A 26600-nucleotide genomic window follows, 5' to 3' on the forward strand; every position below is an offset into this window, starting at 1 on the left:
ACTCAACTCATTTCTGATTCTAGCGGTTTCTTTTGCAGAAAAATACATTAATTTTTATGGATATTATTTGTATATATATAAATAGTATAACCTATCTTTTTTATTCTGACAGTGTAACTACTCTAAGTTTTTTAGTTATTAGGATACAAATTTAACATACATCTGAAGAAATCTTGTGTTTAGTTTCCTAAATTTTATGTTTGCAAATGCTTATACAGTAAGACTTTAGGCTTTTTAACACCTGATTTTAATTAGAAATTAAATTACTTCAAATATTAAATCCGAAGTATAAATTATTGAGTATTATTTTTTCATTATCATTGCTGTAACTACATCATATCTTTAAATTTACTATTAATATTTCATGAAATTTTGTTGATATAAAAAACCTTAATTAATTCTTAATTAAAAATTAAGTAAATATTAAATAATTAATTTAATAACTAAAAACGTATACCAAAAAATAACCTAGTCGCTGGCCAAGATAATTCACAAAGAGTTCCTCTCGGAGAAAGGGGCGATCGCGTAAATTTTCCTTTCAATTGTCGAGCTAAGTTTCTAAATTGCTGCGTTCCTCGACCTTCTCTATACGAAATTATTCCCAAGCCATCATCGACAATTTTTAGGGTGTACCAACCTTCGTTTTTAGTGTAACTAACTTCTAGGCGAGTTACACCTATGGCGTGTTTACCAACATTACATAAAGCTTCCTCTAAAAACCGACAAAGTCCACGCTTTTGTTCTATATTCAAGTAGCGTTCATCTATAGGGTCGAATGTTACTATTTTGACTTTTAAAGTACTAAAGCATGGAAATTCTCGCTCTAGTGTGTGGTTATAAACTTGGTAAAGAACTGCATGAATAGGATCTTGCAAACTTAGCGATAAACCATTTCCTAAATAAAGGCTTCTATCTTGAGATAGAGGTTCTCGTTGTAAAAATTCATATATTCCTCGCAGTTCATGGTTTAGTTTCTCCAAGTCTTTTTCTAGTACTACAATCACTTCATCACTTGAATCTTTTTCTCGCACGCGTTTTAATGCTTTAGCAAGGGTTTGGAGAGGGCCATTGTGAATGGTTTCAAATGTACGCTCGATTAAAGCTTGACGAGCTTCAATTCTAGAACGCAATGCTTGGTCATATTGATACAAAGCGGTCATTCCAATCCCATTTAAACTCAAAACAAGTATTGCTGGTATTAATGGAACCCACCAACCCCAGTACAACAGAAGTAAGTAACTAATAACAATTAAACCACTGCTGGCAATACCAACAGCCAAAAGATTTATGTATGGAGACTTGGTGAGTTTGGCTAAAGCAATCCCCAATATACCCCAGCCTAATATCCATATATAATCCCAACCATCTGCCCAAGAGTAGAAAAGTGGTCTAGAGTTAAGCACTGCACTGATAATTTGGGAAATGGCGTGTGCTTGAACTTCCACTCCAAAAATGCGTCCGCTCGCAGGTTTAGCTGATACTACCGCAGAAGTAGTGATGAAGTCTTTAACACTAGAGGCAGTAATTCCAATAATGACAATGCGATCGCGTATCCACTCCGGTTTAAAATTTCCCGTTTGAATATCATCTAAAGATAAAATCCGAAATCGCTCTGCACCACTGCGGAAATTGAGCAATACCTGCACTCCACCAGCATCAGTTCTGACATATCCCCCAGAATTGGGAAAAAACCTGGGTAGCTCGGTGTTGCCGAACCTAATCGCAGCAGGATCGCGAATACCGTTTTCTAAGCTCAAACCTTCGCGAGCTAAGTAAGCTTGTGCCAAACAAAGAGATAGAGAAAATTTATAACCTTGAGATGTAGGTGTTGATAGTAGACTGCGCCGCAACTTACCATCAGCATCGGTAATTTGATCTGTAAAACAAACTTGCTTTGGAGGTAGTGTTGGTGGAGGAGCAATTTGCTCAGGTAATACTTTTTCTATCGCAATTAAATTTTTGATTTCACCAAATGCAGCAACAAGCTCAGTATGCCCAGGTTCTACAGGTAAATCCCTGACAATATCTAGACCGATGACTCTAGGAGCCAAAGAATGCAATTTATAAAGTAGTGCTGCAATTTCTCGATCTGGTATTGGGTATTGTCTGAGATTGCGAATATCTTTTTCATTAATTCCAACAATGACAATGCGTTCATCAATAGGTTCAGCAGGGCGCAGACGGAGGAAATTATCAAAGGCTAGCCACTCTAAAGATTGCATGGAACCAGTTAAACGGGCAAGTATCACCAGACCAATCACCGCCATTCCTGGTAATACACCCACCCGCCAAATAGCAAATTCTTCTTTGACTCTTCTCCACAATCGCGCCATAACTTTTTTCTTTTGTCATCTGTCAAAAGTCAGTTGTTAGTAGTTAGTGGTTAGTAGGGTAGGGGCGGGTTTTGCTAATCATCTTTGGGTTAAAACTGATAATGTATCTTCTAAACTCGCCCGTACAGTAGTTAATGGTTAATGACTAATAATCAATGACTAATGACTCATGACCAATGACTAATCTATCAATCCTTCTTCTCTAGCTCGCATTTCCGTTTGAATGCGCATATTTTTTCCCTCTTCAGGATAAACGTCCAAAGCGTCTTGCAATTTGCTCCAGTAATGACGCACCATTCGTTCGCCAACACACATTCGCTCTGCAATTGCCTTGTCTGTTAATCCTTCCTCAAATGCGAGAGTTAGCACCCTCAGCCATTCTGGTTTCACCTCTAAGCCAGAATGAATTCCCTTGATATCTTTTGTATGAGTTAATCCCTGTAGTGCCCAATCTACTCTAGTTAGCATCTCTTGGCTAGCAAGACTTTTATCTGCGACTGTAAAACCTCCTTTATGGACATCAATGTCAGGTCGAATCCTGACTAAGGTTCTCACATGAGCACTTTGGACTACAATATTCAGGCTAGAATAATGTAGCATCAAAGTCCTGAGTAATTTGACACCTGTCTCCGGTCGTGCCGTTTTTCCAGAGCTTTCTGGAAGAGAAAGATCCATAACTACAAGATCTGGCTGTATGCTTGATACCTGAGAGAGGGCTTGTTGGGCAGTTAAAGCTGTGATAAACTCAGCGTCTGGATATTTGTTCCTTAAAACATCAATAGTTCCGCCCAAAACTGATTCGTGATCGTCAATCACGAGAATTTTCAGCAAAGCTGTTCTGGATAAAACTTGTCTCATAGTTAACACCCCCCACTATGAGTAGATTATTATATGTTATGTGTTGTGTTTCTTAAATTTACACCAATAAAATCACTTATGTTTAAAGTAGTAAATTTAAATTTATATATGTAAAAAGTATAGTTATAAATAATCGACACAGCAAAATAATTGCCAATTACCAAGAAAAGTTGCAATTTAAGCTCAGATTTTTACTGTGACAAACGCATTTGCCTGATGTTAAAAATTTAAAACTTTGGCAGAGATAATCTAACTCTGGCAAGTGTGTATAAAATGCAAGAGTAGCTAGATCGGGATAAGTAATTTTTACTAATAAATTTCCTAAGTTTGCTTTTTGTTCCAACCTGATATAAATAGAGGTTTGGGTTAAAGCTTCCGAAAGAGTAATCTTTAATAACTCTTCCAAAGCTCTTAAAATTACCAAGCTCCGTTCTGCTGGCTCATGCCGCCAAGCACTAGGTAATTCAATCTGAAAATATATATGGGAATGGGATACAAGCCAAGGTTCTAATAGAGATTGAATAGCAAAAGGTAGGCTATCTTGGAGATAGACCGGAAATAAGCGATCGCTTAGTTGTGCTAAGGATTGATGAAAATTATCAATTTTTTTTAAAAATTCCTGAGTTTTGTTTGTTGATAATTCTCTAGACTCTACTGGTAAGAGTTCTAAATTACGGCGGATTGTAAAAGATTCTTGTAACAAATCGTCCCGAATTTTTTCTGCTTCTAGGAAGAGTTTTAGAGATTGTCGGCAAGACCACCACTGTAATGCTTGTTGAACCTTATAATAGGATTTAACAAACAAAATCAGTGTAACAATGTAGACAATTAAGATTATAATCTGTATAGCTAGTTGGTAGTTCACAGTCCATTGCGATTTGATTTATTTTCCTACTGTAAGAGGTCAACACTAAGTAGAATATGGCATATTTCTGCCAAATAAATCGTTGAAAGCAGACAAGATGATTGTCAGAATAAGATATTTGGATTACAGAAAACTGCATAGTTAATAACTAAATTAGTTTTTGGCTGAATAATTTAGTAAACAGTGCACAAAGTTGATAGCAACAGATGAGGAATAGATTATCCCAAATAAATAACCTAGTTATAAATCTGTAATCAGCCTTGCCTTTCTTAGTATAAATTGCAGTGCCGTTTCTTCTTTAGAAATAATGTCGGCAGTGGCGTTCATACCTACTTGGAGATTGCAAGTTTTATTATAATCTCCAAAACTTAATTTTTCAGGTTGAATGCTGGCTTCAAAATAGCTAGCACCAGGAGTAGCAGCTGTTGGTGCAATTGCACCTGTATTTTGAACGTTAGGTGCGATCGCATCTGGGGAGACATTAGTGACAGTACCTTTAAGAGTACCGTAATCGGGGTAGGGGCAGGCATCAACCCGCAGTTGTACTTTTTGTCCGATTTCGACTTTTTTGATTTCGGCGGCAGGAACATTTGCCTTTACAACCAAGGGTGCATAATCGGGAACTATTTCTGCAATTGGTTCTGAGGGGCGCACCACTTGCCCGGCGTTTCGTAAATTGAGCTTGAGAATAATGCCATCACTAGTAGCACGAATGACGCTACTTTGCCTTTGAAAAATATTTCTTTGAATTTCTTTTTGATATTGTCTAATTTGATTGCGCATTTCAATTTTGCGCTGAATTAAGGAATTTTTCTCTCTAATAAAAGCAGCGATACTTGATTCACCTTTAGCACTTTCTTGGGCGATTCTTTCTTGGGCGATCGCCACTGTTGCCGTACTGGGATTAAGAGCCGCTTTAGCAGTTTCGACATTAGCACGAGCAATATCAATAGCCTTTTGTTCAGCTGCAACTTGTAATTCTGCTTGCCTTACGGCTAATTTTCTCTGCTCGTATTCACGCTTGCCAATCGCCCCAAGTTGTGCCAACTCCTGGTAGCGATCGCGATCTTGGATGGCAAAATCTAAATCTGCTCTGGCTTTTTGTAAGCCTGCCTCTGCTTTTTGTAAGTTTGCCTGTGCGATCGCCAAATCGTTGAGAGTTTTTACTTGCCGATCTTGATAATCTCTTTGATTGCGTTCCAAATCAGCTTCGGCGGAAATAATCGTTCGTTCTGTAAGCTTTTTATCAGCATTAATTTGATTATCTAGTGCTGCGATTTGAGCTTCAATTTGATCTAGTTGTAACTTGCTCTCTTGAATGCTGCTTTGTAATTGACTATTTTTAATATCTACTTCTGTATCATCAAGGCGAGCAATAATATCTCCCTTTTTAACTATCTGATTTTCTTTGACGTATATTCCTTTAACAGTACCTTCTATTTCTGGTTGTACTATACGAATATCACCAGCAGGACGTACAGTCGCAGAAGTTTTGACCGTAACATTATATTTAATATATGAAGCCAGTGCGATCACTGCCACGCAATTACCAACAAGAAATATCCCCGCTAGAGAAGTCCAACGACTTACAGGAGGCAAAAATTCCTCAGTGCTAACCGATGGGAGTAATTTGTGATTGTGAGTGAAGAGCATATGATTCGTTTAGTTATTATTTGCTAGTTGTTAAGTTGGTTATTAGTAGTTCTACTAATTTTAAGGAATTAAAAAATCTAAATGTGCACCATTTATGGAGCGTAATTCCTCTAAAGAACCTTGAAGTTTTAACTTACCCTGCTCTAAAAACACGATCCAATCAGCACGATTAATTACTCTAGGGCGGTGACTAATTAAAATCGTCGTTTTGCCACGACGATGTTCTATTAATCTATCTAAAACTTGCGCTTCACTTACTGGATCGAGTCCAGCAGTAGATTCATCTAAAATCAGGACTGGTGGATCGGTAACAATAGCTCTTGCTATTGCCAATCGTTGACGTTGTCCTCCAGAAATATTAGCCCCAAATTCACCTAAAATCGTTTGATATTTATCAGGAAGCTTACTAATAAATTCATCAGCTTCGGCAATTTGACAAGCTTTGACAATGTCTTCAAATAATACGTGAGGTGTTCCTAAGCGAAAATTTTCAACAATTGAACGGCTCCAAAAGTGGGCTTCTTGGGGAACAAGAACTATCTGTTGCCGCAGACAATCAAGAGCAAGGTCATCTAAATTATATAGTCCAATACGGATATTACCTGATTGCAGTTGGTATAAGCCAGCAATTAATTTAGCAAGGCTGCTTTTCCCACAACCAGATTTACCAATCAAGGCGATAACTTTACCACCGGGCAGTGTTAACGAAAAGTCTTGAAGTAAGTCAAGTCTACCAGCATAGTGAAAATTCACATTGGTACAAATAATGTCTGCATCTCCAGGAATCTTGGCAAATTGCTTTTTACCATCTTCATCATCTTCTGGAGTGGCATCTATCACTTCTGTTAGACGTTGAACAGCAGTTTTGGCATGAGTATATTCATCCACAAAACTAATCACGCTACTAATTAAAGCCAGGAAATTGGCATTCATTGCATTAAATGCCAATAATTGCCCAATACTGAGATTTTCTTGTGGCTGAATCACCAGATTGCCGCCAAACCACAGTAAAATCACACCACCAATTGCTGCTACAAAACCAGAGAAAGTACCATTAACAATAGCGATTTGCATGGTATTCAAAGTCAGTGTAGCAAGACGACCAAATCGGCTTTGAAATTCGTCCCAAAACTGTGGTGCTGCTGTTGTGGTTTTAAGTGTAATTGCTCCTTTAAATGTTTCTACTAAAACACCTTGAGCTTCAGCTTCTTGAACTAAAAGCTCGCGAGTTTTTATGCGTAAAGTTGGTAAAAATAAAATTGTAGATATAGTCATTGCCAGAGCTATAACTATAGCTACAGCAGTTAGCTTCCAGCTATAAAAGAGCATGAAGCCAAAAGAGACTACCGCAATAAAAAATTGACTGGGTAAACCAATAATAACTTGAGAAACTAATTGATTAATTTGATTAATATCTCGCAAGCGGCTAACAATTTCTCCACTGCGACGGGCTTCATAATAAGAAAGAGGTAACCGCAGTATTTGTCGCCCAAACTCTAACACCAAACCTAATTGCAGGCGTTGAGCAAAGTGAGCAATTAAGTTAGACTGCACAAAGGAAAGACTTTTGGAAATAAAATGCATCACTACTACAGCTATTGCTACAGTAGTCAGCAGTCTTGTATCTCCTCGAACTAATACATCATCAGTCAGAATTTGCAGCAAAAAAGGGGATGCTAAGGACAGTACCCCCAAAAGCAAATTTAATGGTAAAGCTTGCGCCAGTATGCCGCGAAAATTCCAAACTCGTTTGAAGAAACGCCAGAAACCGCCGAGTTCATCATCTTTTTGAGCCGAAAAACGAATTGGATCTGGCTGCAATAACAGCATCAACCAATCTGTCCAATTATCTGCTACTTCTTTTTTAGACAGATATCGAATGCCTACTGCTGGATCGGCAATTACACATTTGTTGCCTTTCTTACCATATAAGACAACCCAATGATTGCCCTGCCAGTGAATAATTGCTGGCAGAGGCGCTTCCTTAATCCGGTTCAAAATATCTGGTGAAGTTTTAACTGGGCGGGCATTAAACCCAAGTGTTTCTGCACCCCGCTTCAGCCCTAGTAAAGTAGTTCCGAACTGCCCAGTACCTACTGCTTCACGAATATGACTTAAGGTGAAGTTACGCCCATAATGTTTGGCGACGGAAGCAATACAAGCAGCCCCGCAATCTTCTTCACTATGCTGTTTAACAATTTTATATTTCATTGGTAACCCACCCAAAAGATTGAAAACTAAAACCTAGATAGAGTTATCAATCTATTTACCTGTTGCTAAAATTTTTGGATGTCTTTTACATAAACATATAGACAAGCAAGCGGTAAATTAAATTTAATGGGCTTAAACCATATTTACGCACCCTGCTTATAGTACCTTCTCCTAAGAGAGAATCTAAATTAAATCCAAATGTGACTTGCGAAAGATTATATGCAGCACTTTGTTTGTAAGAATAGTTCACAGAACCATTAGATAAAGTACTTTCATCACTTGCCGAAGAATTTATATCTGTCCTTTGAATGAAAAAACTATATCCTCCAGTAGCCTTTTCTTGGTCATACTCTGATAAATCTGTAAATAAATCAGAGTTTTGTAACACGTTATGCTCAATCACAACATTACCTCTTTTTTTAGTAATTTTCTTGCATGGATTTCTCTATCCATAAGCAGCAAGCTACCAGCCGAAAAGGGTTAGATATTCGATGACATTCATCGCATCTATAAGAGTTACCCTATAATTAGCTGATAGCTGACTGAATTATACAAAAAAACCATACAAAAAAGAAGCAAAATTAAAGAAGGATTCCAGAACCACACTTTAATAATTTTGATGAATTATACATCAAAATGCTCAATTACTTTATACGTGAAGAAATAAAGCTTCATAGTTCTGGAATCCAAATTAGGTAATTAAATTATTTAATAATTTAATTACCTAATCTCAACTAATTATCTAGTTTCAAGTTAATATCTAACCATAGATGGCTAGATATTCACTAGCGTTAGAGTATACGCTCTCGTCGATAGCGGTAAGCTTCTTGGTTGCATAAGATCCGCCTGGGCCAGCTACTACTGTTGCAGCGATGTCAGTTACTTTAAAGTTGCTGCTGAAGTTAGCGTACAGAGACTCTGAAATCTTGGGATAGTAATATCCGTAGTAGGAACCTCCAGCAACCATTTGCTGTTGTTCTTCGGTTACGTCAGCAAACAGTTCAGTTGCGAAATCTTGGTTAGACATAGTTTTAAACTCCTTCGTTTGTGTAATGATTGGTGTTGACTCTTTTTTCTAGTTGATTGCCTTTCGGCTGCTCAACTTCTTTGCTTGTTTCTTAAACATATACGGTTACCCATAGGTAAGTCATTTACACTTTCTGTAAACTTAGTTGCCAAATTTAGAACTACAAATTGTAGGATTATACTTATGACATTTCCGAAAAATACATAACAAATCATATAAATATCTACCGAAAGGATGATTGACTAAAAACAAAAATTATCAATATATGATTTATTTAGATTGATTACAGAGAGCCATTGCAATCTGGCGCTCTTTTATACGTTTAAGCAAAACACGATCGCATACACTACTCTTCAATCTTCGATTTTTTCTTTACTATCTCACCAAAAGCACAGATACCCGACTTCGCTTGGAAGTCGGGTATTGTGACAGGACGCATTTTAAGTTTAATAGAGCTATTCTACTGAACTAATAGTTAATAACTAATACCTAATAGTCAATCACTAATCAAGTAAAAAATTATCTAATTACTAGTCTTCAACAACCCATTTAGCAACTAAAATTTCACGCTGTCCCTTATATTCTTTTGTCCAAATCATAGAAAGTTTTGGTCGCTTAGTAACCACACTATTTGTCATAGAAGTTGATGTGCTGTTACTGTTGATTGTTAAGAGTTGCATTATTTTTCTCCTGTGTGTGATTAATAATTTGAAACTAGCTGAAGTTTGAACGAGTTTTTTGAGATAATGATGATTTTTTCTTGATAGAAGATACATCAATAAATTAATGGATAAGCAAGCTAGAAAATATTATATTTACAGCTTATGGAAATGATGAAATATTTAATTGTGAAGTATAACCATCTATATGAGATGAACAATGCGATCGCTTTCTGTAAAGCTGCTTAGTATTGACCCACTCATTTGTGCTTTAGAAGGATAAAGATAGATACACAGTAAAATTGCAGTGTTCCGGATTTTATCTAAAAAATAAAAATAAATATTCTCAAGATTGACTAGAGTAGTATTATTAAAAAATATAAATTTAAGAAATTGAAATTATTAGTTAAAAACAGGCGTTGCTGAATCGCGGTATGAATTTGATGTGTAGAGACGCGATATATCGCGTCTGGGCAGGGGTTTTGGCATTACGAAAAATTATTTTCATAGCCTAAATCAGCAACGCCTAAAAACAATATCCCCGACCTCTTCTAAGAAGTCGGGGAACTGTATCTTTTAGTGTCATTACGGCTCGACGCGTTCCCATATTAATTCAAAAACCTTGAGGACACCATTACTCATAGTTGGCAGTGTTTTTAACGTAACTCGATTTCCATCTAAAGTAAAAGTACGAACTAGATCCGTACCTACCCGATTGGGAATAGATGCAACCTCTAGGTGATGGGTAACCGTATTTCCATTGAGCCTATATGTCCCTGCATATGCACTGAATGTAGCAAATGCTTGGGCGCGTTCTTTAATTGGTACAGAATACATATCTTCACTCAGTGGTGAGCGTATTTCCTCACTAAATGGTAGCCGATCGCTTCTTGAGAGAATGACCATCATCTGACCTTCAGGTGTATAGGTAATATAGCCTGTGGGATTTGGCCCGTATACATCAGGCTCAACAGTTCCGTCAGCAAGTGTAGCGATCGCAGAAATTAGTTTCCAAGTCCCAAGCAAAGGGTTATTCTGAGTAAAAGAAAGACTAGACATAACTAACTCACCGCTATAGAGAGCGAACCGCACGATCTGCAACATCGTGAATATTCAAGCAATTGGAGCTGAAAGCCTAGCTCACGCTATATTTTACACAACAGTTTTTAGAGAACTGGCTGTATTCTCCATTGCTCCTATCTCTTCAATAACCGGACTCAGAACAAAGTCGAACTCGACTGTATAAAACGGTTTGCTCTGATTGCGTGCCAACATTTCGTCGGGCGCTTCATGTTTTTGCAGTGTTATGATTGTGGAGGGGACTACCGCAAAAACCGTATCCGAAGAAATGTAGGGGTCATCATTCAAATATGTCTGTGTAGTCAGCACCTTAAAACCTGCTGCACTGAGCTTAAAATGGATATGTGCAGGTCTGTGAGTGTGCCGCCCCAACAGCCGCAGCACCTCGCCACACGGCCCGTTAGCTGGGATATCGTACCCAATCGGAACTACAGTCTCAAACGCATAATAGCCATCTGCATTACTCTTGAAGCATCCTCGGAAATTACCTTTTGGTTGATTTGGATCTTGGATATCGTAAAAACCTTTTGAATTCGTCTGCCAAACATCAATGAGCGCATTGGCAATAGGGCTGCCGTTGACATCCAATATACGCCCTGACATAAAAAGTACATCACCGCCCTCGTCAATTCCTAAGCGATCGCCTATCTGGCGCGGTGGTGCATCAGGTACGTACATTGGCCCTTCCAGAGTACTTTCTGTAACTGTGTTTTGGTTAGTGCGGTGTAGCAAATCCACCAATTCTGAAATTCCCAATAAATCTGTAAGCATAGTAATCTCTCCATCCGGCATATCACCAGAAGGACGAGCTACACGAGTAAAGAAATCACGCCCCATCTGCAACTCTTGCTCAGTCAAATTAACCTCTTGTACAAAGGTGTGCAGATGTGTAACCAGGCTTGTGTAAATTTCGTAAAGTCGTGGATTTGTCTTGGCTTCATCGCCATGATTAATTACTGTCTGAGTAATGTTGTCGAGAGTAATAGGGTTCATGACTTAACTCCTTTGGTGACAAGCTTTGTTGAACAGAGAAGTGCTTTTGTGTTTCTGTATTTCCTTTTAATCTTCAATTCTCTTCAATTCATATCTTCACGATAGAACTGGCTGATGATAAATAAAAGCGCCAATTATTGTTTAATCAATGGTGCCATTTTGGATTTTGCGTTCTGATGTAGTGAAAAGAAAAATCAAGCGATCGCTTCTAGGGATGGAAACAAGAGGACAAAAAGACAAGGGGCAGGTACTTTTCCCAGTCCCCAGTACCGAGTCCCTAGTACCCAGAAGCAGCTACCTCACCGCAAAATTTCAGCTTGACTCCACTCTTTGGTGCGAGGGTAATACCTCTGCGTTGTGGTTGTTCTGGTCGAGGATCAACCAACGATAGTTGATAGCGTGACACAATAGTTGCTAAAACAAGCTTAATTTCAAACGGAGCCAAAGCATCGCCAATACAGCGACGAACACCACCGCCAAATGGCATAAATTCATAGGGAGAAAATTGACGCTTAAGAAAGCGTTCGGGCAAAAACTGCTGATTTTGCGGGTATAAATCCTCACGTTGATGCAAAAGATAAATGCAACCCATTACTATTGCCCCAGGTTCTAAAGTATATCCGAGAAGTTCAGTTGGTTCTTGCACGACTCTAGGGAATGTAAGCATCGCTACAGGGTGAATTCGTAAAGTTTCATTGCAAACGGCAGTCAGATAAGGTAGTTGAACAATGCTCATCGGGCTGGGAGAATCACCAAGGGTATTTAGTTCTTGGAGTAGTTTTTCGTGTACTTCTGGTAGACGATGAATCCAATACAAACCCCAAGCCATTGCCGATGCCGTGGTTTCTTGTCCAGCCAACAGCAATGTCATCATTTCATCGCGCAACTCGCGATCGCTCATCGATTCGCCTTGTTCATCCTTTGCTGCCATAAGTAAGGAAAGAATATCGATGCGGTTGAGATCGCCTTGCAACCGACGTTCTGCAATTTCTGCGTAGAGTAATTCATCAATTTGCTGCCTGAGGCGTACAAACTTTCCCCAAGGACTCCAAACACCCAAATCTTTTTGTAAAAAAGAGAAATAAAGAAAGCTAGACGTAAAAGGAGACTGAAATAAATCCGTAATCAACATCAGCAAGTGCTTAAGTTGTTGGTAACGTTCTCCCTCAGATAAACCGAAAACAGCTTGTAAAATTACCTCCAGAGAAATCTGCTGCATCGCAGTTCTAGCTAAAAAAAACCGATCATGTGGTAACTGGCTAAAGATTTTTTCGACTAGATCGCAAATAAGTTTGCCGTAAGCTTTCATACGATCGCCATGAAAAGGAGGCATCAACAGTTGCCGCCGTCGTTTGTGGCGTTCTCTCTCCAGCATGATAACTGAAAAGTTCCCAATTAAAGGCTCCAAGGTTTTATTCGGCTCACCTAGAGCGGCAAACTTCTTTCTATCGTTGGTTAAAATTTCTTGAAGTGCTTTGGGATGCTGTACAAATACCACCGTATCTCCAAAACCCACGATTTCAGCCGTGAATAAATCGGGATATTTTTGAGTGGCGCTTTCCATATATCCTATGGGATCGGCAACCCAATGAAGTTTTTGGAGAAAAGAGGGAGTGTTGAGAGTATTAGGTAGTTGCATATGAAGGCAAGGGAATAGGGAAGGAATACAGCGATTTCAGTCGTGTTGAAAAATGGTTAGATATTTATGTATGAGTATTTAAACAAAACTGTGGGGGCGATCGCTCTTTTGCAATCCTAGAGTTTAGCGGCAATGAGGCTAGTAACTAAATTTTTGTCTCTGTAATCAGCTTATAATGCTATTAGTTTGAATAAAAGTGCCAATTATTGTGTAATTAATGGTGCCATTGTGGTGTTTCGCGCTCTTAACTGGTAATTGGAGAATTTATGGCGAACCAAGTAAAGTCTGGCATCACAAATATATTTGAACTTCAGCCTCAAGACTCTACACCACTATATCGCCAATTGTATGAGCGCCTGCGCTTGGCTATCCTGACAGAACAACTGACAGCCGGAGTGCAACTTCCCTCCACACGCTCTCTGGCAAGCGAGTTAGGAGTTTCTCGGAACACAGTTCTGCTTGCTTACGATCAATTACTAGCAGAAGGCTATATAGAGGGCAAAGTGGGAAGTGGAACCACTGTAGCTCAAGTTCTACCCGAAAGTTTGCTTTCCACTTCCAATAATAAATCTAAACCCCAATTTGAGTATCAGCAGTCCAGTCAAAAAAGGCTCTCACATCGAGGTAGAGCCTTAGCACAAACTCCCTTAATTCCGAAGCCATTGCAAACTTTACAAGGAAAACAACAACGGATATTTCGGGCGGGGATTTCTGCAGTTGATGCTTTTCCCCATGAACTATGGTCACAACTAATTGCGCGTCGAGCCAGGAACTCGCTGCAAAACTTGCTCACCGATCGCGAGCTTAGAGGATATCTCCCATTGCGCGAAGCAATAGCAGCTCATATTGTTGTAGCACGCGGAGTTCGTTGCACACCGGATCAGATAATTGTGGTTGCAGGTTTCCAAGGAGGATTTGACTTGGCAGCGCGAGTGCTGCTCGATCCAGGCGATCCTGTTTGGATGGAAGATCCTGGTTATTTGGGCGCTCGTGGTGCTCTGATTGGAGCAGGAGCTAACCTTATACCAGTGCCAGTCGATACAGAAGGACTTGATGTTACTGCTGGCATGGCAAAGTGTCCACAGGCACGTCTAGTCTACGTGACACCTTCACACCAATTTCCGCTTGGCGTAACTATGAGTCTTGCACGGCGGTTGGCGCTACTGGAGTGGGCAAATCAAAATGGTGCTTGGGTACTTGAAGATGATTACGATAGCGAGTATCGCTTTGTCGGGCGTCCGTTAACCGCATTGCAAGGAATTGACAGTAGCGACTGTGTAATTTACTTTGGCACCTTTAGCAAAGTACTTTTTCCCGCTTTGCGTCTGGGCTATCTTGTTGTGCCACCTGATTTAGTAGAAGCTTTTATTGCCGCCCGTCACTTTATTGGCACCCGCGTACCAACACTTGAGCAAGCTGTACTTGCCGACTTTATGAACGAAGGACACTTCAATCGCCATATCCGGCGGATGCGATCGCTTTATGCAGAGCGCCGAGTCACTTTAGTTGCAGCACTGAAGCGTGAACTAGAGTTTGAAATTTACGCTCCCGAAACGGGAATGCATATTGTGTTGTGGCTACCGCCAGGAATGAATGACAAATTAGCATCACAGCAAGCTGCGGTGGTTGGGATTGACGCCATGCCATTGTCATTATTTAGCATGACACAGACAAGGGCTGGGCTGCTACTCGGCTATGCTGCTGTAGACGTTCATCAAATCCACGACGGAGTACAAAGACTGGCAACGGCTTTAAGAGCAATTCAAATACTAAGGCTCACCTGCTGCCCACTGGCTAAGAAAAGTAGGTGTACAACGATGTGCGATCGCCTCTGCCAATCTTAAGCCCAGCAAGGGGCCAAACTTAAAGCCATGACCGGAAAAACCAGACATTACCCAAGAATTACCCAACGGTTCCACAATAAAGTGTTCTTCGGGAGCTACAGTATAAAAACAAGTGCAGGCGCTTTTTAATTGGTAGCGGTTAAAGTCTTTAATTCGTCGTTCCAGCTGCTTGTATATCTGTTGTGCTTCAGCTTCACCAGCAGTGCGATCGCGATCGGGATTACCAGTTAACGTAAAGCGATGATCGCCAATTTTCAGATCTGTTCCCAGTACGGGCGGTACAAGATAAAAGCCACATTCGGGATCGATGTCGAGAATCATTGGTGCATTGAGCCATTGAGCTTTTGTCTCGACAGGCGGCTCAACATAAACTACTACCTGACGCGACGGTGTGACACGCTTGCCGAAATCTGGCAGCAGACGTGTAACCCAAGCACCAGCAGCAATTACCAATGTATCAGCATCGGCGATCGCTCCTGCTAACACAATTCGAGAGCGATCAGGATCGATGTCACGTACCTGCGTCTGGGTATGTAAAATTACACCTTTGTGAGACAAATATTCTGCCATCGCTGCAATAATCTTTTCAGCCAGCAGAACATCGCCACTATCGAGATAGAAAGCACTCTCAACTCCATCAGCCATAAGGAGTGGGAAAGCCGCTTGCAGTTGTTCGGCATTAAGCCAGCGCACACCGATACCCAGTTGTTCAAGAGTTGTTGCTGAATCGGATGCCCAACTCTCGGTTGCTGATGCTAGTACTAAAGTTCCAGTAGGTGCATAAAGCTGTTTGCCAATATCCGCCCATAGCTGTTCCCATGCTCGATAGGCATCAAAAACCATGCGAGTATAACCCAACTTCCTACCGTAGGGAAAGCGAATTAGACGATGTTGATCTACCGATGAGCCAAGCGAATTTGGAAGCGTTCCTTGCTCGTACACAGTCACTTGATGCCCCTCACGGCAGAGCGCCCAAGCCGCAGATAATCCGATGATGCCAGCACCCACAACCGTTACTTTCATAGACGCACCCTGCTCAGAGTTCAATCATCTGGAAACTGCCAGCACGAGATATGTTCAACATCTTTGCTACCGCATTGAGTGCAAACTGCCTTCGTAGAAGAATCTACCCACTCGTAGCCGCAACTGCGACAGTGGCAGAAAATATTGTTGCGATTAGCCGTTTGAATGCCTGAGTGCCACTCACGCAATTGGGAGTAGTCTGAGAAAGGAAAAGAGTCTGACATTTTATTGTATACAATTTGGAAATTTACCTTTAGAGAAGATTCTAAATTGCTATTTTCGCTTTCGCTACTAACAGTCCAAATTGTGTACCTAATTTAATTAGCTCATTTTCATCTAAAGATGTCTTCAATATCGGGGCTAAAATGGAAATGTACTATTCTCCAATCCTTTTCAGTTTTCAGAGTAATAAACTCCATAAATACAGAACCTTTTTTATGTTGCATTTCTAGATAGATAGTTCGAGTATTTTGATTTCTTGGAATTGACTTGATGATTGAATAGCCTTTACAATCTCCATATTGTTTGCTGACTGCAACTAACATGGCAGTCATAATAGGACGCGATTGATTAAACAATCGAGTCTGTTCTTGTTTCTGTGCAAAATCTATAGGAACCTCGTCGAGCAAAGCAAGTGTGCTATCTGCCCATTTATTAACAGCAGCCTCAACATCCCCCTGTTTGTAAAGCTCTAATCCTTTAGCAACAACATCTGGGATGTTTGCTTTTTCCTGTACTTGGGCTATGGCGCTCTCTAATTTATAGGAATTCGGAGGTTTCGCGTAAGTTACAAATATAGGATTGATGAGAACTATAGCTACTGTTAAAGCCGTACCGATTAAAGTGGTTTTCACACCCCTTCACCCCCTTATTTTATGCCTCAAATCTTAGGGTTTCTCAGGGGGGCTATTGGCTTTGGAACATAGTCCCTCTACTTTGATTATAACTTTTTTTGTTACTTTATTTCGACCAAAATGCTATTTTATTTTGTCATCAAAACTGACTAAAGTTTTTTAATAAAAATACAAAACTAGTCTCAAATAATTTTTTGATTTTAAGTTAATATGAAAATATTAAGCAAGAAAACATTATAATTTTTCTAAACATAACTTAAAGTTTGATATTAAAAGCAAACTACAAGTTACTATTTTTCGGTACTTTATTTAGCATTCTTGCGATCGCATAGCAACATTCTTCAACAGAGTCATTGGGCCGTATTTTTTGAGCATCTGCATTTGTTCTTCGTTTTTAACAAACAAAGTACCAGCAAATCCTAAAGAATTCACTGGTATAGACTGGAAATATTCTTGCGATCGCCGTACAAGCAGCATCCATTTTCGTGTTATCAAAAGATTGTAAGCACCCGATTGTTTATTACCCTTACCTACTTCTAAACCTACCGCTTTGAGCAAGGAGCGATAGCACAAAAGTGTTGTCTCGGCGGCTGCGAATGGTGACTGTTTCCAGCAGGAATCTAATAAGGTGAAGGCGTGTAAAAAAGGAAGCCCAGGTATAGTTGCAATCGAGTTTTGAAATTGGGCAGATGTAAGTAAAGGTTCAATGGGAATCTGAGAGCCTGTTGGTACAAGTGGCAGTGGCACAATTTGCAAATGTTTGTGTCGTTGACTTGCACCAGCAATTTTTCCAGCATTGTAGAACGTTAAACCATCATACTCTGCCATACAAGCCCACATAGCTGTAAAATCTTGTAGATTGAGCCAGTTTTCTTGTTCCTCAAAAGCACGGGTAATCAGCAGCAGATGATAGTCAGCAACGTTATATTTGTTCAAAATACATACATGAGAATCAGAAATATCTGCAACAAATAAATCCTCTTCATAGGGAAGAAAAGGATTAAAATCTTTGTTAGAGGAAGTACTTTGCTTTTGTTGTTTGAGCTTGGCTTCATCTTTGCGAGCAAGGTTAGACAAAATCCTCACTAGAAAGCGCACACCATCTTGCTCTACAAATTCAGACTCAGTTGGTATAGGAACGAGTGCACCAGTCGAGAGAGCATATTTTGTTTGCTCTTTAACTTTTGTCCATAAAGTGCCAGGTTTGAGCAATATTTTCCCTTCTACCATTTTTTCTTGAGACATTGTGAAACTTTTGTTAATAAAAAGTTATAAACAGAGCGTAACTGCCAGTTTAAATTTACTGCCCAAATCTTCGACTTAGTTGCTTAACTTATTTTAATTTATACAAATCTAGTATTATCAATGTATGTTAACCACATAAAAAAATAGCAAGCCTTGACCAACTAATAATGTGACACAGCTAAAATTGTGTACCATAATTTGCAGTCAAGTCAGCTAAAACAGCGCTAGTACTGGTGTGGCAATAATAAATAAGTTGGGTTAAAGATATGAACCCAACCTAAACGAACCTGATAAAAATACTCTGTACACCTGCTGGCTTTGCCTGTATAGCCAAGGCAGAGCTCCCCGTTGAATCACCAGTTTTGAAAAATTTTACATTTTAAGTGTAGCTTAAGACTAAAAATTTTCTGACAATTTAATTTGGATTGTTATAGGTTTGGCGATCGCGCAGTATTTCCTCCGAAGAAGAGTGTTAAGCATACTTTCCCAGAAATACTAGGGATGAAAATAGCACCTTTTTTCTTGCCGTAGGAGGCTAACCTTTCAAGACAAATTTGATGGTATAAATGTTACCCATCACAGACTAGTGTTAGACAAAGGACGGTAGCTATAACCAGAAGAAGGATCTTTTTGAATATACTGCTTAATAGTATCAAGATCAATAAAACAATCAGCCACATCAATCAAGCTGTCGCTAGTCATCGCTCGCACACTGACAACTTCTACCCTAGCTCCTTGGTAGCTGACTGCATTCACAGCATAAGCTAAATCTCCATCTCCACTCACCAAAACCGCAGTATCGTAGTGGGGAGACAAATTCATCATATCTACAGCAATTTCTACATCCAGATTTGCTTTTTTTGAGCCATCTGGAAGCTGGGCTAAATCTTTGGTGACTACACGATAGCCATTTCTACGCATCCAGAGGAGAAAACCCTGCTGTTTTTCGTTAGTCCGATCAAATCCTGTATAAAAGAAAGCTCGCAATAGCCTTGCACCCGCAGTGAGACAATAAAGTAGCTTGGCGTAATCAATTTCTATTCCAAGTTGTAAGGCTGAGTAAAATAAATTTGAACCATCAATAAAAATAGCAACTCGACCGCGATTTAAGTTATTGAAAATATTTGATTCTCCTGAAGTTTCTGGCATCTTAGGCTCTTCTATTTTGATACCAGTATCCATAAGATGCTCTCCTTGCCATTGTGGTCTTTCTTTCAAATACTTATATTGATTTGTGTGTTTGCTAAAAGTTGTAAAATTCATTGATACCTCTAGATTTTAAATGAGGAAAGTCTTTTAGGTCGCTAACCAATTAAATCATCTGTGCTAATACCTAATTTTCATAGCAGACGTGATTGTGGAACTATGCAGAACTAAACATGGCTTCTTTGTCACTATTCATATAGGTTGTGGTTTGCTCAGGGCTTTTGGAAATTTCACTGTTGGCTTCTGAATCTGCCTAGAAGTATGCCCAATCTAAAAGCAGCGTACCAAGTGAGGAGAAACCAAGGAAAAGTGTCGGCATCTATTTGTATTGTACCTAGCCTACTAATCATCGCTGCATGAGATTATTTGACTTGCTTAATTTAATGGTTAACGAATGATAATCAACAAAAAGAAAATACTATGGATTGTAGTTAAATAGGCGACAACCTCTAAACATTATATTTTTACATCATTCAATTACTGAGATAATTTCCCTTTCAGCAATTCTCTATACTGCCTAATTGTTCGTATTAGACTTTGAATGAGATCCAGATGTATTTTATTAAACCCTCTTTTAGCAAGGGCTTGTCCCTGTAAATGAAAAGAGCAAGTAATGATGTTGGAAAAGTCATTTAATTTACTAAATCTGTATTGGTATAAACTAAAGATTATACTGACTTAAATCAATATAATAATACTTTTAACTCAGTTAATTACCTATATTTATTACTACTATTTGCTACTATATTGTTATTTAATAGATACGTTACCTTAATAAAAATACAAATAAATTATAGGAGTGATAAGTATTTTGAATTTAAATTACTTTTTTGAAATATAATTTTTACACACTAAATTAGTTAAAATTACCAGCTACCTAGTAGTGGTAAAAAGCATTCTAAACTATATGTAGTGCCGTGTCCAGTTGATGAAAATTTTCTAAAGAACTGGTTAACAGCAGTTTCCATCTCCATTTCTTGTTGTTCAAGGGTGTAGGGACGTAGGAAGAATAGTTCTTCATCAAACCCTCACCCTTAAACCAGCCTTAAAGGGCAAACTCACTCGTATGTTCTAAATTACAGCAAAAGAAAATTTTTCAACTAACAGGTTATAGATGGACTGCTAGACAGAATAGGTGGAAAATGATGGGTGTTGAGACCATGCATTGCTTGTAAACCAAGATTAGCTCGGTTAAGTATATCGGCGTCTGTCGGAATTACTGTGCCTCGACTATCTAAGACAGAATGATTAAAGTTAAAGCCGTTAAGGTTAAATGCGATCGAGCAAACGCCACAGGTTGCAAACCAAATACCTATAGTTGGCAAAGCAGCTAGCAGGAAATAAAAAGCGCGATGATTTCGGCTAGCAAAAGGCGGAATTAAAAGGCGTCCTAAATAACCATAGTGTCCTGCCAAGTAGCTGTAAGTAGCTTGCTTTTGCCCAAATTTGTACCCGGTATTTATGGATTCGTTTTCGTCGGTGTTGCGGATGAGCGTTGAGGTAACCAATGAGCCGTGTAAAGCACTCAAGAGCGCGCCGCCAAAAACTCCAGCAACCCCCAGCATATGGAAGGGATGCATGAGGATATTATGATTTGCTTGAACAGCCATCATGAAGTGAAATGTTCCCGTAATTCCTAAAGGCAGACCGTCAGAAAAGCTACCTTGACCAATAGGATAAACTAGCAATACAGCTGTTGCGGCGGCGGCTGGTGCAGAGAATGCAACAGCAATCCAAGGGCGCATACCAAGGCGATAGCTGAGTTCCCAAAGTCGCCCTAAGTAGCACCAAATACCAATTAAAAAATGCAGTACTATCAACTGATAGGGGCCACCATTATAAAGCCATTCATCAAGGGAAGCCGCTTCCCAAATTGGATAAAAGTGTAAACCGATCGCAGCCGAAGTTGGCACCACAGCAGCTGTAATCAAATTGTTGCCGTCGAGCAAAGAACCTTTAATTGGCTCTCGAATACCTTCCATATCTACGCCAGGGGCGGCAATAAAAGCGAGAATGAAACAGATACTAGCAGCCAGTAAAGTAGGAATCATCAGCACGCCAAACCAGCCGATATAAATCCGATTATTGGTACTGGTAATCCACGCGCAAAATCGTTCCCATTGCTTGGTAAAATCAAATTCCTTTCCACGTTGAACGATGGTAGTCATTGTCTATGCCTCCTCTGAAAAGAGAATATGTATTAATTGTTGAAATTTAGTTGAAAATAAACGCAACACGCAAAAAATCAATTAATTTTTTGTTCTTTGTTTGTAATTACAAAATCTGACAGTATTATTTGTACTTTTATTTTAGAAAATGTGTTCGCAATGCTTACAAAGGAGTCAAATAACTTTGCAATCCTTTGCGCTTTTTCATTCAAAAAAAGTTTTACAACTGTTTTTTCTTATTTAATTTAAATTAAGGAGCAGAATGTCTTAACCGAAGAATCTCTTTTCTCTAGCCCCTATTTTCAATTCAGAAGCGGCGTGTTGTGCACCTGGTGTATTGTGTTCTCTGTCAAAGCCCAGACGTAGGAGAATTTGCGGATAGCCTTGTTCATAAATCAAGTTGTTTAATTGAGTTCGCAGCGATGGTAATCTAACCACTTGATTTAAAAATGATGCTGTTAACCCTACTGCTTGCCCTCGCAGTAGTATTCGCTCTAGAGCTTGCCCAGTGTTTAGCCAGTTGACTGGCAGATCGCTTTTTGTTCCCAGTACTGCAATTACAGGTGATTGAGTTACTAATTGACGGCTGATGTCAGGATAAAACCCTTGCGCCAACTCACAAGGAAAGTTTAAATCTGTCATTTGCAAGTAATGACTACCGACAAGCCACTGCCTATCTAAGCTTTGTACTACTAATTCTGCGATCGCTTGACGGGCTGTATTACTCTTAACAACATATAACCATGTCCTCTCTTGTTCTGCATCTACTTTCAGCCATGAGAGTAGTGATTGAGGAACATTCCAGTCTTGGAATTTTTTGTGATTTATGTGTCGATTGGGAATGGCATCAAATAGCATTTGCTCGTCAGCACTTGCAAGTATAGGCTCGCTGATTTGAATCTGGGCTAATACATCTGGGCGACTTGGATCGGGAAAAGTTTTAATTTCGTCTTTATAGCCGAAGTGACGCAAAGCAAGCCGGAGGTTAAACAATGCCATTCCACAACTAATTATTAATTCTCGATGATGAGGGTCAACTGTAGGTAAAGCATGGCTTAGATTGGCATAAAGAAAAATAGCTTCATTTACAACTTGAAACAACCAAGGTTGGGTATTAGAACAAGAAGAAGCTAAGAGTGTGTAATTTAATATAAAATTGAGTTTCTCAACAGTTGTGCCTGTTTTGGGAAATTCAATTTCTCGAATTTTTTGAGTATCCCATATTGCAGACATAGGGATTACCTCTGATTAAACTTATTAACGGTTAGTGGTTTATCTAAATAGAATACCCTGCGGGAAGCCGTACCTACTTCTATCCGCTCCGCGTCTACCGCGTCCACAGAAGCCAGAAGCTAGAATATTCTGTATTCTGTATTCTTCTTCAATACTCCCCTGCTCCCCTATTGTGCGGCAAGTGGGCCTTGTACTGTCAAAACTGAGCAAGGAGCGTGATGTAAAACATAATTACTGACACTGCCTAAGAACAACTCAGATAAGCCTCTACGACCTCGACGACCTACTATAATTAAGTCAGCTTGCCAATTTCGAGCTAATTCACAAATTACTCGCCCTGGTTCACCAAAATTTTGGCTAAATTCAGTTGCTACACCTTTTGCGATCGCTTGTTCGTAAAATAATCTTAAAAACTCAATTCCTTCTTTTTTAAGTACTTCCCACTGACCCATATAGTAATTCATTGCTTCGGCTTGAAAAGTTGGGTAGAGGGTATTTGTTTGGAAAGCAATAGAACTTGGGGAACGCTCATCGAAAGGATCGAGAACGTGCAACAACATTAACTTTCCACCTATTTGTTGTGTCAAAGTTAAAGCTTCATCAAACACGTGCTGTCCAATAGCTGAATTGTCTATAGCAACTAAAATTTTTTGAAACATAGTATTAGTCCTTAGTTAGTAGTCATTTGTCCTTAGTCAATAGTTATTTGTCATTTGTTAGTAGTTAGTTGCTAATAGCTAATAGCTCATAGTTAATTATTTATTGCCATTAGCCATTAGCCATTAGCCATTAGCCATTAACTATCTTGCTCTGTAGCAGCAATTTCTAAAAGAGTTTTCAGTACAGAGTCAGGATTGAGACTGATAGAGTCAATACCCTGTTTGACAAGAAAGCGGGCGAATTCGGGGTAGTCACTCGGCGCTTGTCCGCAGATACCTATTTTGCGATGGTGTTGTTTGGCAGTTGCGATCGCTTGGGTGATAGTCCGCATTACTGCATCGTTACGCTCATCAAACAGATGAGCGACTAATTCAGAATCTCGATCCAATCCTAGCGTCAACTGTGTTAAATCGTTCGATCCAATCGAGAATCCATCAAATACTTCGCTAAATTGATCTGCTAGTAAAACGTTACTGGGCAACTCGCACATTACGTAGACTAGCAAGTCATTTTCAGCGCGTACCAAACCATTTTTTGCCATTTCTGCCAAGACGCGCCTACCTTCTTCAGGAGTGCGGCAGAAGGGAACCATTAAAATTACATTGGTTAAGCCCATTTCGTTGCGAACTCGCTTCATAGCCTCACATTCGAGGGCAAAGCCTTCACGATAGCGTGGATCGTAGTAGCGAGAAGCACCACGCCAACCAATCATTGGGTTTTCTTCTTTGGGTTCAAATTGTTTACCACCCAAAAGATTGGCATATTCGTTGCTCTTAAAGTCACTGAGGCGAACAATAACAGGCTTGGGATAAAACGCGGCGGCGATGATAGCAATACCTTGGGCTAACTTATCTACGAAGAATTCTGCTTTGTTTTCGTATTGAGCAGTCAATTCTGCAATTTTGTATTTGGCAAGTTCATCTTCTAATTCATCAAAATGAAGTAGTGCCAGGGGATGCGCCTTAATATGGTTGGCGATAATAAATTCCATTCGTGCCAGCCCAACTCCATCGTTGGGAATTGCTGCATAGCCGAATGCTTCTTCTGGGTTGCCCACGTTCATCATGATTTGAGTACGAGTGCGGGGCAATTGTTCTAAGGGTATTTCTTGCACTTCGTAGGGCAATAAGCCTTGGTAAACTTTTCCAGTTTCGCCTTCTGCACAACAAATGGTGATTTCTTGCCCTGTTTTGATCGTAGTGGTGGCATTACCACAACCAACAATAGCGGGTATTCCCAATTCTCTAGCAATAATTGCAGCGTGGCAGGTGCGCCCTCCAGAGTTAGTAACAATCGCACTCGCTTTTTTCATGATTGGTTCCCAGTCAGGATCGGTGCGGTTTGTCACTAGCACTTCTCCGGCTTGAAACTGATGAATTTGATGCACATCGAGAATAACTCTGGCTTTACCTTGTCCAATCATCTCTCCGACGCTGCGCCCAGTCACCAAAGGAGGAGGAGGGGGTAAATTCTCCTTGTTTCCTTGTCCGTTTACAAGGCGATACGTGCGCAAAACATTCTGCACTTTCTGAGACTGCACTGTTTCTGGGCGTGCTTGAACTATAAATAATTCATCAGTGATACCATCTTTCGCCCATTCGATATCCATTGGCGTGTAGACACCACGCACTTGCGAATAGTGTTCTTCTATAATGCAAGCCCATTGTGCTAGTTGTAAAATTTCTTGATTGTTGAGAGCAAATAGTTGCCTGTCGCTGGCTGCAACTGGGATATTTTTCGTTAATTTTGAGCCGCCCACATCATAGACCATTTTAATTTCTTTTGTACCTAAGCGCTTGGCTAAAATTGGGCGGAATCCTTGTTTGAGAGTGGGTTTAAATACTAAATATTCATCTGGGTTAACTGCCCCTTGAACGACATTTTCACCCAAACCATAAGCGGCAGTAATTAAGGCAGCATCTTTGAAACCTGACTCGGTATCGATGGAGAACATCACACCAGAAGCTGCTAAGTCAGAACGCACCATTTTTTGTACGCCTACCGAAAGGGCGATGTTGAAGTGATCGAAGCCTTTGATTTGACGGTAAGAAATAGCGCGATCGGTAAAAATGGAAGCAAAGCACTTGTGGCAAGCTTCTAGCACAGCTGCCAATCCGTGAACGTTTAGATAAGTTTCTTGTTGCCCAGCAAAGCTAGCATCTGGTAAATCTTCGGCGGTGGCACTAGAACGAACGGCAACATCAGTATCTGCACCATATTGCTGACAGAGATTTTGGTAAGCTTGGGCGATCGCTTGTTGTAATTCCTCTGGAAAGGATGTTTGCAGCATTAAATAACGGGCTTGTTTGCCTCGTTGGCGAAGATTATTAATATCTTCTACATCTAAATCTGCAAAAATCTCACGCAATTTTGCTTCTAAACCTGCCACCTCAATGAAGTAGCGGTAAGCATAAGCAGTTGTAGCAAAGCCATCGGGAACTTTTACACCTTTGGGCTTTAGCTGTTGAATCATTTCTCCTAGAGAAGCATTTTTTCCACCAACTAGGGAAATATCTGCAATACCGACTTCAGTCAAAGGCAACACCAAAGCTTTTTGTTTAGCTACTGTGCTAGCAGATTGTTGACTGAGAATTGTTTCTAGCATGGTTGAGCTTCCTTACATAAAGCTACTTGACTGGGAATTGCAGTGAGTAAATTTGCTCTGCTCGTCCCACACTTATGGTTATAGGAAGTTAATTTGAGGAACTTGTGAGGATAGTAAGACTGGGTACTGGGGATAGGTGACAGAGGCTAGAAAGAGGAGGGAGATAGGGAAGATGGGGAGAATAGGGAAGAATTTATTTATTACAGGAAGACGACGATTTCTTCCATCCTTTCTACGCATAGGAGGAATCATCGCCTCATTGTCTTGGTCATTAGCTAACGACTAATGATTCTTATTAAAGTAATTGCAATCATGAATATATAAATATATTAAGCAAATTAGCAATATTTTAAATTACTCACAACTTCCTCACAATTGGTAATTATTATGAAAGCATAACCAACCAAATTAACATTCCATGAGGAATGATGAACTAATAGTCAA

General features: G+C 39.7%; 21 protein-coding genes. 1 reads left to right on the plus strand and 20 read right to left on the minus strand.

The window, feature by feature from the left end; all coding sequences use genetic code 11:
* Window positions 1–443 precede the first annotated feature (443 nt).
* The 11 genes from UYC_RS0106830 to UYC_RS0106880 form a co-directional block, all read right to left on the minus strand.
* A complete protein-coding gene (locus UYC_RS0106830; RefSeq protein WP_016873906.1) occupies window positions 444–2333 on the minus strand; it encodes a CHASE2 domain-containing protein in 1890 nt (629 codons plus the stop codon).
* A 180-nt stretch (window positions 2334–2513) separates the two neighbouring features.
* Window positions 2514–3191, minus strand: a complete 678-nt coding sequence (locus UYC_RS0106835; protein WP_016873905.1) for a response regulator transcription factor — start codon at window positions 3189–3191, stop codon at window positions 2514–2516.
* Between the two features lie 157 nt (window positions 3192–3348).
* Window positions 3349–4056, minus strand: coding sequence for a hypothetical protein (locus UYC_RS0106840; RefSeq protein WP_016873904.1), 708 nt, complete (start codon window positions 4054–4056; stop codon window positions 3349–3351).
* A gap of 240 nt (window positions 4057–4296) precedes the next feature.
* Window positions 4297–5709 (minus strand): HlyD family secretion protein, encoded by a 1413-nt coding sequence (locus tag UYC_RS0106845; protein ID WP_016873903.1) that lies wholly within the window; start codon window positions 5707–5709, stop codon window positions 4297–4299.
* A gap of 60 nt (window positions 5710–5769) precedes the next feature.
* Window positions 5770–7920 carry a peptidase domain-containing ABC transporter gene (locus tag UYC_RS0106850; RefSeq protein WP_016873902.1) on the minus strand — a complete coding sequence of 717 codons (2151 nt, stop codon included), beginning with the start codon at window positions 7918–7920 and terminating at the stop codon, window positions 5770–5772.
* Window positions 7921–8005: 85 nt separating this feature from the next.
* Complete coding sequence (locus UYC_RS0106855; RefSeq protein ID WP_016879315.1) at window positions 8006–8323, minus strand: hypothetical protein; 318 nt, start codon at window positions 8321–8323, stop codon at window positions 8006–8008.
* A gap of 357 nt (window positions 8324–8680) precedes the next feature.
* On the minus strand, window positions 8681–8947 hold the full coding sequence (locus tag UYC_RS0106860; RefSeq protein WP_016873900.1) for a CTB family bacteriocin: 267 nt from the start codon (window positions 8945–8947) through the stop codon (window positions 8681–8683).
* Window positions 8948–9477: 530 nt separating this feature from the next.
* Window positions 9478–9627, minus strand: coding sequence for a hypothetical protein (locus UYC_RS38825; protein WP_016873899.1), 150 nt, complete (start codon window positions 9625–9627; stop codon window positions 9478–9480).
* A 564-nt stretch (window positions 9628–10191) separates the two neighbouring features.
* On the minus strand, window positions 10192–10665 hold the full coding sequence (locus UYC_RS0106870) for a lipocalin-like domain-containing protein (RefSeq protein ID WP_235082911.1): 474 nt from the start codon (window positions 10663–10665) through the stop codon (window positions 10192–10194).
* A 93-nt stretch (window positions 10666–10758) separates the two neighbouring features.
* Window positions 10759–11679 (minus strand): dioxygenase family protein, encoded by a 921-nt coding sequence (locus tag UYC_RS0106875; RefSeq protein ID WP_016873897.1) that lies wholly within the window; start codon window positions 11677–11679, stop codon window positions 10759–10761.
* 277 nt (window positions 11680–11956) lie between these two features.
* Window positions 11957–13318 carry a cytochrome P450 gene (locus UYC_RS0106880; protein WP_016873896.1) on the minus strand — a complete coding sequence of 454 codons (1362 nt, stop codon included), beginning with the start codon at window positions 13316–13318 and terminating at the stop codon, window positions 11957–11959.
* Between the two features lie 266 nt (window positions 13319–13584).
* Between UYC_RS0106880 and pdxR the strand changes: the two genes are divergently transcribed.
* Window positions 13585–15162, plus strand: a complete 1578-nt coding sequence (gene pdxR, locus UYC_RS0106885) for a MocR-like pyridoxine biosynthesis transcription factor PdxR (RefSeq protein WP_016873895.1) — start codon at window positions 13585–13587, stop codon at window positions 15160–15162.
* Here the strand turns inward: pdxR and UYC_RS0106890 are convergent.
* From UYC_RS0106890 to ppsA, 9 genes are all read right to left on the minus strand, one after another.
* The gene (locus tag UYC_RS0106890; protein WP_016873894.1) at window positions 15088–16185 is read right to left on the minus strand and encodes an NAD(P)/FAD-dependent oxidoreductase; all 1098 of its coding nucleotides are present in this window, start codon (window positions 16183–16185) and stop codon (window positions 15088–15090) included. The genes pdxR and UYC_RS0106890 overlap by 75 nt on opposite strands.
* Before the next feature lie 20 nt (window positions 16186–16205).
* A complete protein-coding gene (locus tag UYC_RS36425; RefSeq protein ID WP_071588429.1) occupies window positions 16206–16409 on the minus strand; it encodes a hypothetical protein in 204 nt (67 codons plus the stop codon).
* A gap of 108 nt (window positions 16410–16517) precedes the next feature.
* Entirely contained in the window at window positions 16518–17039 is a 522-nt protein-coding gene (locus UYC_RS0106895; RefSeq protein ID WP_016873893.1) for a hypothetical protein, read from the minus strand.
* 309 nt (window positions 17040–17348) lie between these two features.
* A complete protein-coding gene (locus UYC_RS0106900) occupies window positions 17349–18269 on the minus strand; it encodes an ATP adenylyltransferase family protein (RefSeq protein WP_026087401.1) in 921 nt (306 codons plus the stop codon).
* 591 nt (window positions 18270–18860) lie between these two features.
* The gene (locus tag UYC_RS0106905; RefSeq protein ID WP_016873891.1) at window positions 18861–19547 is read right to left on the minus strand and encodes a LabA-like NYN domain-containing protein; all 687 of its coding nucleotides are present in this window, start codon (window positions 19545–19547) and stop codon (window positions 18861–18863) included.
* Window positions 19548–20590: 1043 nt separating this feature from the next.
* A complete protein-coding gene (locus UYC_RS0106910; RefSeq protein WP_016873890.1) occupies window positions 20591–21658 on the minus strand; it encodes a photosynthetic reaction center family protein in 1068 nt (355 codons plus the stop codon).
* Window positions 21659–21925: 267 nt separating this feature from the next.
* Window positions 21926–22891 (minus strand): hypothetical protein, encoded by a 966-nt coding sequence (locus UYC_RS0106915; RefSeq protein WP_016873889.1) that lies wholly within the window; start codon window positions 22889–22891, stop codon window positions 21926–21928.
* 167 nt (window positions 22892–23058) lie between these two features.
* Window positions 23059–23550 carry a universal stress protein gene (locus tag UYC_RS0106920; protein WP_016873888.1) on the minus strand — a complete coding sequence of 164 codons (492 nt, stop codon included), beginning with the start codon at window positions 23548–23550 and terminating at the stop codon, window positions 23059–23061.
* Window positions 23551–23687: 137 nt separating this feature from the next.
* Window positions 23688–26156, minus strand: a complete 2469-nt coding sequence (ppsA, locus tag UYC_RS0106925; RefSeq protein ID WP_016873887.1) for a phosphoenolpyruvate synthase — start codon at window positions 26154–26156, stop codon at window positions 23688–23690.
* Window positions 26157–26600 lie beyond the last annotated feature (444 nt).

The sequence above is a fragment of the Chlorogloeopsis fritschii PCC 6912 genome, assembly GCF_000317285.1.
GTDB classification, from domain to species: domain Bacteria; phylum Cyanobacteriota; class Cyanobacteriia; order Cyanobacteriales; family Nostocaceae; genus Chlorogloeopsis; species Chlorogloeopsis fritschii.

Bases quoted from the DNA above. Each gene is read 5' to 3' on its own strand.
- UYC_RS0106830 (WP_016873906.1), bottom strand. From the start codon at position 2,333: ATGGCGCGATTGTGGAGAAGAGTCAAAGAAGAATTTGCTATTTGGCGG.
- UYC_RS0106835 (WP_016873905.1), bottom strand. From the start codon at position 3,191: ATGAGACAAGTTTTATCCAGAACAGCTTTGCTGAAAATTCTCGTGATT.
- UYC_RS0106845 (WP_016873903.1), bottom strand. From the start codon at position 5,709: ATGCTCTTCACTCACAATCACAAATTACTCCCATCGGTTAGCACTGAG.
- UYC_RS0106850 (WP_016873902.1), bottom strand. From the start codon at position 7,920: ATGAAATATAAAATTGTTAAACAGCATAGTGAAGAAGATTGCGGGGCT.
- UYC_RS0106860 (WP_016873900.1), bottom strand. From the start codon at position 8,947: ATGTCTAACCAAGATTTCGCAACTGAACTGTTTGCTGACGTAACCGAA.
- UYC_RS38825 (WP_016873899.1), bottom strand. From the start codon at position 9,627: ATGCAACTCTTAACAATCAACAGTAACAGCACATCAACTTCTATGACA.
- UYC_RS0106870 (WP_235082911.1), bottom strand. From the start codon at position 10,665: ATGTCTAGTCTTTCTTTTACTCAGAATAACCCTTTGCTTGGGACTTGG.
- UYC_RS0106875 (WP_016873897.1), bottom strand. From the start codon at position 11,679: ATGAACCCTATTACTCTCGACAACATTACTCAGACAGTAATTAATCAT.
- UYC_RS0106880 (WP_016873896.1), bottom strand. From the start codon at position 13,318: ATGCAACTACCTAATACTCTCAACACTCCCTCTTTTCTCCAAAAACTT.
- pdxR (WP_016873895.1), top strand. From the start codon at position 13,585: ATGGCGAACCAAGTAAAGTCTGGCATCACAAATATATTTGAACTTCAG.
- UYC_RS0106890 (WP_016873894.1), bottom strand. From the start codon at position 16,185: ATGAAAGTAACGGTTGTGGGTGCTGGCATCATCGGATTATCTGCGGCT.
- UYC_RS36425 (WP_071588429.1), bottom strand. From the start codon at position 16,409: ATGTCAGACTCTTTTCCTTTCTCAGACTACTCCCAATTGCGTGAGTGG.
- UYC_RS0106900 (WP_026087401.1), bottom strand. From the start codon at position 18,269: ATGGTAGAAGGGAAAATATTGCTCAAACCTGGCACTTTATGGACAAAA.
- UYC_RS0106905 (WP_016873891.1), bottom strand. From the start codon at position 19,547: ATGAATTTTACAACTTTTAGCAAACACACAAATCAATATAAGTATTTG.
- UYC_RS0106910 (WP_016873890.1), bottom strand. From the start codon at position 21,658: ATGACTACCATCGTTCAACGTGGAAAGGAATTTGATTTTACCAAGCAA.
- UYC_RS0106915 (WP_016873889.1), bottom strand. From the start codon at position 22,891: ATGTCTGCAATATGGGATACTCAAAAAATTCGAGAAATTGAATTTCCC.
- UYC_RS0106920 (WP_016873888.1), bottom strand. From the start codon at position 23,550: ATGTTTCAAAAAATTTTAGTTGCTATAGACAATTCAGCTATTGGACAG.
- ppsA (WP_016873887.1), bottom strand. From the start codon at position 26,156: ATGCTAGAAACAATTCTCAGTCAACAATCTGCTAGCACAGTAGCTAAA.